Source organism: Paenibacillus sp. FSL H7-0442, assembly GCF_038593105.1.
GTDB lineage: Bacteria > Bacillota > Bacilli > Paenibacillales > Paenibacillaceae > Paenibacillus > Paenibacillus polymyxa_D.
Genome location: NZ_CP151963.1, coordinates 3,773,999 through 3,786,518, shown reverse-complemented (window position 1 = coordinate 3,786,518; position 12,520 = coordinate 3,773,999). Strand labels below are relative to the sequence as shown.

12 protein-coding genes are annotated in these 12,520 nt (G+C 45.2%); 10 read left to right on the top strand and 2 right to left on the bottom strand.

Annotated features, from left to right (window positions below):
- The first annotated feature begins 25 nt into the window (after positions 1–25).
- From MHH57_RS16675 to holA, 4 genes are all read left to right on the top strand, one after another.
- On the top strand, positions 26–238 hold the full coding sequence (locus MHH57_RS16675; protein WP_069010454.1) for a hypothetical protein: 213 nt from the start codon (positions 26–28) through the stop codon (positions 236–238).
- A gap of 403 nt (positions 239–641) precedes the next feature.
- Complete coding sequence (locus tag MHH57_RS16670; protein ID WP_013311184.1) at positions 642–1,190, top strand: sigma-70 family RNA polymerase sigma factor; 549 nt, start codon at positions 642–644, stop codon at positions 1,188–1,190.
- On the top strand, positions 1,187–2,650 hold the full coding sequence (locus tag MHH57_RS16665) for a zf-HC2 domain-containing protein (protein WP_209949486.1): 1,464 nt from the start codon (positions 1,187–1,189) through the stop codon (positions 2,648–2,650). The genes MHH57_RS16670 and MHH57_RS16665 overlap by 4 nt, the downstream gene beginning before the upstream one ends.
- Before the next feature lie 213 nt (positions 2,651–2,863).
- Complete coding sequence (gene holA / locus MHH57_RS16660) at positions 2,864–3,895, top strand: DNA polymerase III subunit delta (protein WP_029515366.1); 1,032 nt, start codon at positions 2,864–2,866, stop codon at positions 3,893–3,895.
- Between the two features lie 143 nt (positions 3,896–4,038).
- Here holA and rpsT read toward each other — a convergent pair whose 3' ends face one another.
- Positions 4,039–4,311: a 30S ribosomal protein S20 gene (rpsT, locus tag MHH57_RS16655; protein WP_013311181.1), complete on the bottom strand. Its 273-nt coding sequence runs from the start codon at positions 4,309–4,311 to the stop codon at positions 4,039–4,041.
- 198 nt (positions 4,312–4,509) lie between these two features.
- Here rpsT and gpr point away from each other — a divergent pair, with 198 nt between their 5' ends.
- From gpr to MHH57_RS16625, 6 genes are all read left to right on the top strand, one after another.
- Positions 4,510–5,511 carry a GPR endopeptidase gene (gene gpr, locus MHH57_RS16650; protein ID WP_029515365.1) on the top strand — a complete coding sequence of 334 codons (1,002 nt, stop codon included), beginning with the start codon at positions 4,510–4,512 and terminating at the stop codon, positions 5,509–5,511.
- A 222-nt stretch (positions 5,512–5,733) separates the two neighbouring features.
- The gene (locus MHH57_RS16645; protein ID WP_209949488.1) at positions 5,734–6,993 is read left to right on the top strand and encodes a stage II sporulation protein P; all 1,260 of its coding nucleotides are present in this window, start codon (positions 5,734–5,736) and stop codon (positions 6,991–6,993) included.
- A 27-nt stretch (positions 6,994–7,020) separates the two neighbouring features.
- Positions 7,021–7,536, top strand: a complete 516-nt coding sequence (locus MHH57_RS16640; RefSeq protein ID WP_209949490.1) for a hypothetical protein — start codon at positions 7,021–7,023, stop codon at positions 7,534–7,536.
- 71 nt (positions 7,537–7,607) lie between these two features.
- Positions 7,608–9,422, top strand: a complete 1,815-nt coding sequence (gene lepA, locus MHH57_RS16635; RefSeq protein WP_029515362.1) for a translation elongation factor 4 — start codon at positions 7,608–7,610, stop codon at positions 9,420–9,422.
- 334 nt (positions 9,423–9,756) lie between these two features.
- A complete protein-coding gene (hemW, locus tag MHH57_RS16630; RefSeq protein ID WP_029515361.1) occupies positions 9,757–10,944 on the top strand; it encodes a radical SAM family heme chaperone HemW in 1,188 nt (395 codons plus the stop codon).
- Between the two features lie 156 nt (positions 10,945–11,100).
- Positions 11,101–11,577: an N-acetyltransferase gene (locus MHH57_RS16625; RefSeq protein ID WP_029515360.1), complete on the top strand. Its 477-nt coding sequence runs from the start codon at positions 11,101–11,103 to the stop codon at positions 11,575–11,577.
- Between the two features lie 82 nt (positions 11,578–11,659).
- On the opposite strand, the gene MHH57_RS16620 is transcribed toward MHH57_RS16625, so the two are convergent.
- A complete protein-coding gene (locus MHH57_RS16620) occupies positions 11,660–12,226 on the bottom strand; it encodes a hypothetical protein (protein ID WP_245249048.1) in 567 nt (188 codons plus the stop codon).
- Positions 12,227–12,520: the final 294 nt, after the last annotated feature.

Sequence of the window (12,520 nt, the reverse complement as noted above, 5' to 3'; positions counted from 1 at the left end):
AATCATTATTAATAGGGGGAATATTGTGAGTTATTTTAAATTTAGAGCTTCAGCTTGTTTGTTCATCATTTCGTTAATGCTGGTATTGAGCGCAATGCTACAAGTGGGGGTGAGACTGCAACGGAAAGCGGTCAATCGGCTGCTGCCAAGACCACATCAACTGGAGATGAAGCTGCCACGCGTACATATGAAAGTGATAAAGGTACAATTACTCTTCTTATTTAATGTTGGGTATTAGAGGTGATGGAGCAGCCAAGGAAAAGATATTTTATCTAAAAGCGTGTGAAGAACCTTTCTGCCGTTAAATCAGGTAAAGTATATCAATACTCAATCGAAGATTTTTATTTTCAAGATCCGATTGCTCTGACTTATCAATTAGAATGCATATCGGATTTTTTGATTTCCAAGAAGTAACAATATGATCTTGCAGCTCGATAGGCTAGCATTTAGATGTAGTAGGAGCTAAGGGAAGGTGACTACCTTCCCTTTTTCTGTTATTCTAAGGGAGGATACGCTGGGGATTCTGGGCTTTTTGGTATAATTTTTTTTGTTGAAAAAATAAAATTAGTGTCAGACGTCTATCCTGCAACAATTTGTAAAAGGGATACGTCTGTAATATTGCAGGGAGAGGGGGATCCTTTGTGGTAGAGCAGGGACTCATTCGAGCCGCTCAATCGGGCGATCGCGACGCTCTCATTACCCTATTAAGAGAGATAGAACAGCATGTGTACCGTACGGCATATTACATTCTAAACAATGAGCAGGACGCCATGGATGCTTCACAAGAAGCCCTCATACGGATCTATTCCAAAATTAACTCTTATGAGGAAAAAGCGCAGTTTAAAACCTGGGTCCAACGCATTGTAACGAATATATGCATCGACAAATTCAGAAGAACGAAGCCCTCGGTTTCCATTGACGAGCACGACATGATATTCAACGATCCCCAAAATGTGGAGGTCGAGGTGTTGACCTCTTACATGGCACAGGATGTTCGTGAGGCTATACAACAGCTTCCGGAGCACCACCGGACGGTAATTGTCTTAAGATATTTGCAGGATTTCTCCTATAACGAGATTGCAGATTCTCTGGATTTGCCGCTAAATACGGTCAAGTCATACTTATATCGTGCAAGACAGCAATTGCAAGGGCTACTTCAGGAATATCAGAAAGGTGGTGTATCAGGATGAAGTGTGGGGAAGAGGTGATGGATTGGATGCAGCGTTATGTGGATCATGAGCTGGGCGAAGAAGAGACGTCCCAATTAATGAACCATATTGCGACTTGCCCGGACTGTGCGGAAAAATTTCTTATTCTTCAGACACTCTCTCGCGAGCTGGAGGAATTGCCTGCGGTTTCCCCGGCGTTCAGCCTGGTGGATTCCATCATGCCTCAGCTTGATGCCATTGACCGCGCACGTGAAGAGCAGGGAAGTGCGCTTCAGGAAATGCAGCCTGTGGCTGTAGAGCCTGGACCAGTGCCTAGACAACGTACCCAGCCTATACCTTGGTGGAATCGAATGGCTGGGCGCGCTGCTATGGGCGTGGCTGCCGCTGCTGTTGTACTGGGGATTGTAGTATTTAACTTCGAGCCTAAAACAGTACAAGATGCGGAAGGCATACTTACTACCCAGTCGCCCGAAGTGACGAATCCGCAGAATCAGACGGAAACTTTTCCAGGTACAGCCAATGGCAGTGGAGGACATGATGCAGCCATTGGTTCGGATTCTACAAAGCAGCCGTCGGAGCAGGGGCAAGAAACGGATGCATCTCAGCCACCTGCGGATAAAGATCCTGGCCTGAGCAAACAAGGTGCAACCAATACAGACGATGAAAAGAACTCTTCCAAACGGGATGCTGGGAAACGTGACGATCAGCGAGCTGGGGAGGAAGATTCGACGAAGTCTGCACCAGCCGAACATTCTTCTCGTCAGGATGAAGGGCAGGGACAGCTACGTACGGATCGTCAGGTGACAAAGGAAAATCCGTCTGCTGGAGATGCTCCTAAATCTGAGGACAAACAGCTAAGTCAGGAAAAATCTGATCAATCCACGATTGCTCCTGATGAACAGTTGGAACCGAAAATGGAAAAAGCACCCTTAGCGGGTACGGGTACTGCTCAGGACGATAATAATGGTAACACAAGTACGAATGATTCATCCTCGTCGCTTAGTCAGGATTTGAAGGTACAGGATCGAATTGCGTCAAATGAAACGTCGAAAGAAGCGACTTCCAGAAGCATCACCAAGGATTCGGGCAATGCCTTGGGAACGGATAGCAGCAATGCAGCTTCTAATGATCAGCAATCATCCGTGTCACAAGACCCGGTTCGTAAAGAAGGCTTTGTATCTAATTCACTGGTCTCTCCGGACAACAATAATGCTTCCAACTATAGTGCCCAATCTGCCTCTACAGATCAGCTCAACTCGCCTGATGGTAGCTATGCGGTGGCTATTGAGGGCAAAAAGCTGAAAGTGTATAAGCTTTCCGATAACGGTGTAGACCGAACAACACTGGAAGTCCGTACTCTAAAAGGTGCCTGGGTCAAAGGAAGCTGGTCGGAAGACAGCCAGACCTTTATGTATGAGACGGAGCAGGATGGGACTGCAAGTAAATATACGTACACCGTTCCGCGCAGCACTGGAAAATAGTTTCCGTAAGTTGACACACTTTTAAAAACAGGGAATAAACTATATGAACCGACGTCGTATCCCGACGGCCGAAAGTTTCTAGAGCTTTCTGCTGCCGTGTTGATATAGATGGTGGTGAAGGGATCCTGCCTATAGGTAGGGTCCCTTCGTTTGTGTCATGACTTGCCTTCCGCTCGGATGTCAGGTACGATCAGTGGGTGGGGGGAACGGAAAATGGATGTAAAAACAGCCTCTAAGGCTATTCGCAAAGGTGACATTTCGCCAGTGTATTTGCTATACGGTAGTGAAAAATACCAAATGAAGCAGTTTGTTGAGATGCTTAAAGAGAAAGTGGTGGAAGAGGAGCATCGTGACTTCGCCATCATTCCTTATGATTTAACCGAAACGCCAATTGAGGTGGTCGTGGAGGAGGCGGAAACAGCGCCTTTTCTTGTGCCAAAGAAGCTGATTATTGTACGGGATACCAGTGTATTTGCAGCAGGCAAAGATAGCGGTAAGATAGAGCACCGGCTTGAGACGCTGTTGACTTATATGGATAACCCGACTGACTATAGCGTCATCGTTTTTACGGTTCAGGCTGAAAAGTTGGATGAACGGAAAAAGATTGTCAAAAAGCTAAAAAGTGATGCTTCGGTTATTGCCTTTGCTCCAATGGGTGGAGATGATCTTGTGGCTTGGATCCATAAGCGTGCAGGAGAAAGAGAAGTGCAATTGGCTGCAGGAGCTGCTGAAAGCCTCATTCAATTCACAGGTACCGGACTACAATCTTTGGCTGCCGAGATAGACAAGCTCTGCTTGTACGCAGGAGCACAGGGAACGATCTCATCCGCTGATATAGAATCTCTGGTGCCTCGTAACACAGAGCAAAACGTATTTGCGATGGTTGAGGATCTGGCTAATTTGCGGCTGGATAAGGCGCTCAGTATTTTTTATGAGTTGCTTAAGCAAAAAGAGGAACCGATCAAGATTGCCGCTTTGATCACGCGACAGTTCCGTATTATGTTGCAGGTCAAAGAGCTGGCAGGTCAAAGCTATTCCCAGCAACAAATTGCGAGTCAGCTTAGTTTGCATCCTTATGGGGTGAAAGTTGCAGGGGACCAAGCGCGGAGGTTCCGCCCTGAGCAGCTACGTCAGCTTCTCTACGAATTGGGCGAGCTGGATTATCATATGAAAACAGGTGTCGTTGACAAGGTACTGGGATTGGAGCTGTTTTTGATGAAAATGGGTGCGGGGGCTTCGATCTAATTCCACTCATGTGCTGCTAATAGAGTCAGCTTATGTAGCGCAGAACGCTGATGCTGTAAACAAATAAAAGTTATAAACTAAAAAAACCTGATCAGCCAAGGCTGGTCAGGTTTTTTTCATTAACGTATGAAAGTAGCTCTTGCTTACGCTTGAGCTGTAAGAGCGTTAAGTTTTTTCGCCAAGCGAGATTTCTTGCGAGCAGCTGCGTTTTTGTGGATCAGACCTTTAGTTACAGCCTTGTCCAGCTTTTGGGAAGCTACTTTGAAAGCAGCAGCAGCAGTTTCAGCTTCGTTACCTACCAACGCTGTATCGGCAGCTTTTACTGCTGTACGAAGCGCGGATTTTTGAGAAGCGTTCAACGCACGGCGTTTGTCGCTAGTTTTAACGCGTTTGATAGCGGATTTGATGTTTGGCATTACATTCACCTCCTGTAAAGGCATTACTTATGAACACAAACGTTTCACAACTTAAAATATTTTAGCATGCCACACCTCAAATTGCAATAAGAAAACATTCTGAGGCGATGCGAATTACAGGATGAAAATGGATGTGCATAAACCTGTTGGGTGTCTCGCACACTATAGTCAAAGATGGCATCCAAGGAGGCTCAAAAGATGGATCTGGATTTGCAGAAGTACGCGGTACGCACGGATTTGGCATTAGAGGCAAGAGAATTGGCCGAACGGGATCAGCCTGTACCTCTGGCGGGCATAAGTGAGAACGTGGAGGAAGATGACGGAATCAAAATCACACGGCTGGATGTACTGAATGAAGAAGGAGCCAACCGTATCGGGCGGGTACAAGGGCATTACGTTACACTGGAAGTACCCGGCTTGCGTGAAGGCGATACGGGGCTCCAGCAACGTGTAGCTATTGCATTTGCAAAAGAAATGGAGCATTTTATACAAAAAATAGGGATTTCTAATACGGCAAAGGTACTGGTGGTAGGTCTGGGCAACTGGAACGTCACTCCCGATTCACTTGGTCCGCTTGTCGTTGAGAATTTGATGGTGACTCGTCAATTTTTTGAACTGACACCTGATCAAATCAACCCGGGCTATCGGGATGTGAGCGCAATTGCGCCGGGCGTCCTGGGTATTACGGGGATTGAGTCCAGTGAAATCGTTCAAGGCATCGTGGATCGCACAAAGCCAGAACTGATTATTGCCATTGACGCACTGGCGTCACGTTCACTGGAGCGTGTCAATACGACCATTCAGGTGGCCGATATCGGGATACATCCGGGTTCAGGTATTGGCAACAAGCGGCGCGGTATCACCAAGGATATTATGGGTGTTCCTTGTATCGCTATCGGCGTTCCAACGGTATGCTACGCTTCGACCATTGTCAATAACGTAATTGAACTGATGAAAACACATTTTACCAAAGAAAAGGCTTCTACAAAAGCAATCCTGGGGATGCTGGACGATATTTCAGAACCTGAGAGACTTGGGCTGGTGAGAGAGGTACTGCAACCGCTGGGACATGATCTGATTGTGACTCCTAAAGAAATCGATGAATTTATTGAAGATATCGCGAACATCATTGCTACTGGATTGAACGCTGCTCTGCACGAAGCTGTGGATCCTGGCAATGTCGCCGCATATACGCATTAATCAAGGGTTGATAAAATCGTATTTCACACAAAAGTCTCTATTTAACAGGAATCTAATCTCTTTCAAAAAGGGAGGTGATATACCTGTGGTAGAGATTTTTTGTGTTCTAGTAATTGTTCTCCGTTCATAGAGTTGAAATATAAGAGATTTCCGCAGCAGATAGGAACCCTATGTTCCAAATATAAAGCGGGTTTCGACGGGACGAAGGAGGACAAGGCTCACATGAAAAAAATTCAGACCTGGAACGTCGGAAGATGGAGAAGAAAAGGGATCGAAATTTTGGCGATGGGACATACGCTTGTGCTGCTGATCATGGGCTCGGCGCTTTTATTTGTCATTTTGGGGCTAGGGGGATTGGCAGAAAATCGTCTACAAACATCTCCTGTTTCTTCGATGAAAGGATTGGCAGGCTCGGTGTCCAGCGGTTTTTTTGCGGATATGCTAGGTATGGAAGTACCTCATTTGGCACAAAAGAAGCAGCAATCTTCGTTGTCGGGTGAACAATGGTCGCCTTTTGTATTTCAGATGCTTACAGGCATTAATCCGCAGGATCCCAAAAGTCTCATTTCTCGTGAGATTCCTGGCATGTCTGCAGGAGCACCTGTCTTGCTGCGCAAGGGTTCGGGGAACATCAAGGTAGAGGGTCCTACGGATTATCAGCCCGATCAGGGAACGACGGATGCTCCTGGTGGCTCAGATGCATCTGAGAACCCACCGACTAATACGCCGAATATTCCGACAACACCGGAAACAGATCCGGTACGTGAGGATCATCCAGGTGATACGGCCAAAGGGGACAAGCGCATATTAATCTACCATTCTCATCCCAGAGAAGCATATAACCCACTACTTAGCAAAACCAGTTCCAATCCCAATTCAGGTTCTAAATCGGCCAATGTGTCAAGGGTAGGGGACTTTGTAAAGAAGAGGCTGGAAAAGCAGGGGATATCCACACTGCATGTAAACAAGGATTATGCTACTACAGTTCAAAATTACAATTGGAACTATTCCTATAAATATTCACGCGAAACAGTCAAGGAAGCTTTAGCAGGAAATAAAGGTTTAACTTATTTGCTTGATATCCACCGGGATTCACAACGCCATGGAAAAACAACAGCAACCATTAATGGACTTTCTTATGCCAAGGTGTATTTTATTATCGGACATGACAACAAAAATTGGCGCGAAAATGAAGCCTTTGCTGCTCGTATTCATGAAAAGCTGGAAAAATCGTATCATGGCGTATCACGTGGTGTATGGGGGAAAGATGGTGGCAAAGGCAACAACGGTGAATACAATCAAAGCTTGTCTTCGCATAGCATTTTAATTGAAATCGGGGGTATTGATAACACCGAGGAGGAGTTGAAACGGACCTCGGACGTTTTGGCGGACATGATCGGTGAAGTGTATTGGGAAGATCAGAAAGCTCAGAAAGCGGGCACTAATGTATCGGGTACAAAAAAGAGCAACAGCGGCAATTAAATGAGGTAGCGGTAAGGGGGGAAGGTAATGTCTGGACATTTTCGTAAGAAAGCACTTGGATTTGTACTGCTTATGGGGGCAGGTATTCTTCTTGGTATGCAACTGGCAGGATCTGGTCTGCGTTCAGTGTATGGGCCGGAATGGAACGGAGGGGATACGATTCAATCGGTAAATCAACAGAAAGTTGGATATGAACAGACGATTATTGAGGATACACCCGCAGCTAACACTCGTGCATATAGCGGTACGTATAGCACAAGTGGAGAAGTTAAGGTTGAGCCGAAAACGGAAGCGGGTATAAATGAAGCTGGTGGAAGGGAAGAAAATGAGGAACAGACGCAGCTCGGAGCATCCAGATGGTATTCGACGACTGCGCAACATGTCAATACTCAGGGTCTGGAGACACCGCGTGAACTGCTAGCCGTCAAGGGACAGCAAGCCTCGGTGGATACTATGGCGGACAAAACAGCTGGGTTGCTTCAAAACCTGTCGAGACAGGGCATTCGATGGGTCGTATCTGTATTTGATGGAGTAACAGAATAGAAATATTGCTGACCCCCCTTACAACTGCTATAATAAGCTGATTGACACTAGGCATTGTGTGGGGGTAAGGCATGACTGACATTTTGGCAAGACAACGTAAAATTCGGAACTTTAGTATCATTGCACATATAGACCATGGTAAATCCACGCTGGCTGACCGGATTCTAGAATATACCGGTGCACTCACTTCCCGTGAAATGCAGGAGCAAGTGCTTGACCAGATGGAGCTGGAACGGGAGCGCGGAATTACGATCAAGCTCCAGGCAGTGCGACTCACTTATAAGGCCGATGACGGCGAAGAGTACATTTTGAATTTGATTGATACACCGGGACACGTCGATTTTACGTATGAGGTATCCCGTAGTTTGGCAGCCTGTGAAGGTGCTTTGCTGGTAGTAGACGCCGCGCAGGGAATCGAGGCACAGACGTTGGCTAACGTATATTTGGCGTTGGACAACAATCTGGAGATTTTGCCTGTGCTTAACAAGATTGATTTGCCAAGTGCTGATCCTGAGCGGGTAAAGCAGGAAATCGAGGATGTTATCGGCTTGGATACGAGCGAGACAGTACATGCCTCAGCCAAAGCTGGAATCGGCATCAAAGAAATTTTGGAACAGGTGGTCAGAAGTGTGCCTGCTCCGCAAGGTAATCCGGATAATCCGCTCAAGGCACTCATTTTCGATTCGCACTATGATCCTTATAAAGGCGTTATCGTATATGTTCGCGTTGTGGATGGTAGTATCCGAGCCGGTTCGAAAATTAAAATGATGGCGACTGACAAAACGTTTGAGGTTATTGAAGTTGGTGCTTTTATGCCGCGTATGAACATCGTGGACGAGCTGAACATCGGTGATGTTGGCTTTATCGTTGCCGGTATCAAGCATGTGGGTGATACGCGTGTCGGGGATACAGTGACAGATGCAAAAAATCCAACATTAGAACCGATGCCAGGTTATCGGAAAATTAATCCGATGGTATATTGTGGCTTGTATCCAATCGAAACATCGGAGTATAACGATCTACGTGAGGCGCTTGAAAAGCTACAACTGAACGATGCTTCGCTCAGTTTTGAGCCGGAAACATCAAGCGCGTTGGGTTTTGGCTTCCGTTGCGGCTTCCTTGGTCTGCTTCATATGGACGTTATCCAGGAACGGATTGAACGTGAATTTAACATTCCGCTGATTACAACGGCACCAAGTGTTATTTACCGCATAAAGTTGACGAATGGGGAAACGATCCAGATCGACAATCCATCGAATTATCCGGAAATCGGACGGATTGAACATGTGGAAGAGCCCTATGTAAAAGCAGGCATTATCGTCCCTAATGATTACGTGGGTACGGTGATGGAGCTTTGTCAAACCAAACGTGGTGAGTATGTAAATATGGAATACCTGGATACGACACGGGTAACCATTACGTATCAAATTCCACTGTCTGAAATCGTATATGATTTCTTCGATCAGCTTAAATCAAGTACCAAAGGCTATGCTTCCTTTGATTATGAGATTTCAGGCTATCGCCAGTCCAACCTGGTGAAAATGGATATTTTGTTGAATGGCGAGCAGGTCGATGCACTGTCGTTCATCGTGCATAGAGATCGGGCTTATCATCGCGGACGTATTATCTGTGAGAAGCTGCGCGAGCTAATTCCGCGTCAAATGTTTGAGGTGCCGATCCAGGCATCTGTAGGAACAAAGGTTGTGGCGCGTGAAACCGTTAAGGCGATGCGTAAAAACGTCTTGGCCAAATGTTATGGCGGCGATATTTCTCGTAAACGGAAGCTGCTTGAAAAGCAAAAAGAGGGCAAAAAGCGTATGAAGCAGGTCGGTAACGTAGAAGTACCTCAGGAAGCATTTATGGCGGTACTGAAAATAGATGAGTAAAGTTGTTTGAAGTATTCGTCCATTCTTTCATGGGGCATTTGCCGTGCATGGAGAATGGACGTTATTTATTTGAGCAAGCTATCCAGAGATGGAGTGTTTGTTATCTCAGTTGCAAAAATAGTATAACAACAGTATCTTTAGCGTATTTCTATAGATGCTTTACTCTTACTGCAACACCTACATTACAAAAAAATGATCGATGGTGGTAGGCAGCAGCGAGTGGTCCATTTGAATCTGGAGTAACAGCGATCAGAAGATCAAATGGAACACGAAGCGGTTGTCGAGACCTCGGCGCATTTTTTCACTATTCCCTGAATTGACAAGGAGGATCGGTATGACCGCATCCATACAAAAACATGAACATTCATCCGCGCCTCAAGCGGTTTACCTGCATATACCTTTTTGCACGAATAAATGCTTTTACTGTGATTTCAACTCTTATGTGCTCAAGGATCAACCTGTTATGGAATATCTGTATGCACTGGAACGGGAGATGGAACATACAGTTAAGCTTCACCCACCAGGAGAGATTAAAACCATTTTTGTCGGGGGTGGAACACCAACTACCCTAAATCCGAAAGAAATGGAATATTTCCTGAAGAGCGTCCGAACCTACTTCCCGCATTGGGCGGAAGATATTGAGTTCTCCATGGAAGCTAATCCAGGTACCACTGATTTTGAAAAACTCTCTGTGATGAAAGAAGGCGGCGTCAATCGACTCAGCTTTGGCGTACAGGCTTTTCAGAATGAGCTACTCACAGGCATAGGTCGTATTCACAGTACAGATGACGTATATCGTAGTTTGGAAAACGCACGTAAGGTTGGCTTGGACAACCTGTCGATTGACCTGATGTTCGGTTTGCCGAATCAAACAGTGGAGATGCTGCATGAAAGCGTCAGTAGAGCGCTAGAGTTGGAGCTTCCTCATTACTCTATCTACAGTTTGAAGGTTGAAGAAAACACGCTCTTCCACACGCTGTACCAGAAAAATCAGCTACCGCTTCCACATGAGGATGACGAACTGGAAATGTACTTACTCCTCATGCGTCGCATGAAAGAAGCGGGCTATGAACAGTATGAGATTAGTAATTTCGCAAAACCAGGCTTGGGGAGCAAGCACAACATGACCTATTGGCGAAATGAGGACTATTACGGTCTCGGAGCTGGGGCACATGGATATGTTGGCAGAGAGCGCCATATGAACATTAAGGGCATTAACCCTTATGTGGAGGCTAGTCGTAATGGTTTGCCGCGTCTAGATAGCTTTGAGGTGCCAGCGGCGGAAGCCATGGAGGATTTTCTTATGGTCGGTTTGAGAATGCTAGAGGGCGTTTCCAAGTCTCGCTTTGAAGCTCAATTCGGTCAGGCGTTGGAGGATACGTTTACTGCTCCTCTTGGAAAAATGCTCAATGCGGGGTTAATCGAATCGATTGAGGACGGTTATCGTTTGAGTGAACGTGGCATTTTATTCGGAAATGATGTATTTGCAGAGTTTATTGGTTCAATCACGGTAAATTCATAAGTCGTAGCTTCAATACAGCGCGTTTCAACTTCGTAAGCTGGGACCATCATTTTATTACACCATTCTGTCACAGCAGGGTAAATGGAGTATTGCGATTCTATGCGTGATGTTGTATATTTATTCATTATATGCGGCAAGCGGTAGGAGGAGAGCAAGATGGCTTCAGTGTGTAAAGATGTATTGTGCAGAAGTGCGGTTCCTGAGGATGTGGAGCCTTTATATCAAATGATTAGCGGCTATGCAGAGCGGGGGATTATGCTGCCACGTTCGAGGGAAGTGCTAACGCGCCAACTGGAGCTGTTTATTGTTGCAGAGGTGGACGGCGAAGTTGTTGGTTGTGGTTCTTTATGCAAATTGGGCGCTGACCTGGTAGAGATTCGCTCCCTTGGCATCTCTGAGGGACACAAAGGTATGGGTATTGGCTCTAAGCTCGTGGAGGGCCTTATGATAGAAGCACGGCGGCAACGTATTCCTAAAATTATGGCATTGACCTACGAGGTCTCCTTTTTTATAAAAAACGGTTTTGATGTAGTAAGCAAAGAGATTTTCCCTGAAAAGGTATGGACCGACTGCATTCACTGTAGTAAACAAAACAATTGTGATGAAATCGCAGTGTTGAAAGTACTGAACTGACCTGTCAATAATGAGGTCAGTTCTTTTTTCATCAGGACCTAATCATGCGTATATTATACAGCCTACATTGTTTAATGCGGGTTTATTTCTCATATGTTTTGAGCAACCACCAAATGAATTGATGATGAGGCTCCAGCTCGGAAGGTATTCCATTCAGGCTTCTTATGGGATGGTCCTTATGATAATCAGTATCATTATAAAAATATGCAGTGCCGTCTAATGGAACTCGGTGTTTATATTTATACAAGGCGACAACATATCTTTCAGACTCTCCGCTTCTGCTTGGACTATGTGTATATCTTCCCCAATCGGCTAGTGTTAAATCATCGTAATGTTGTATTGCCGATATACTGTATTTTATTTGCTTGGGAATACTTGGACTGAATTCTTGAGGGTAAAACAAAATGGTATTCCATATGCTTAAAAGTATTGTAGGAACCAAGAGTAAGGCACAACATAGGGGGCTTAATTTACGAATTAAATGGATGACTGAAATAATAAGGGCTGCATTCAGGATGAAAACCAATGGCAAAGCAACTATTCTTCCTAGTCCTGTATACGGAAACAACTCGATTAAAATCTGAAACATACAAATTGTAGGTAAAAGTGCGATCGATGCGTATAAAAGGTTGCGGCGATTAGTTCTCAAATTTAATTCCTCCTCAAGGACAAAGAAGTTATAATGGTATGGAGACATAGTCTCGAATTTTTCTATTTTCTGTGTCACTATACATAAATACGGTTTTTATACGCTGGATATTGAGGTTTTTCGTGAAAAAGTGTAAACGTTCTGGATTCATTCCAGTAAACTAAACTGTTGTGATAAATCTTGTTTATTGAAAATACTGATCTGACTTGACAATGATCAGGTCGGTTTGGTATTTTTGTATTATCGGTTAGCACTCAACGCGAACGAGTGCTAATGATTCCATTTAACAATCAT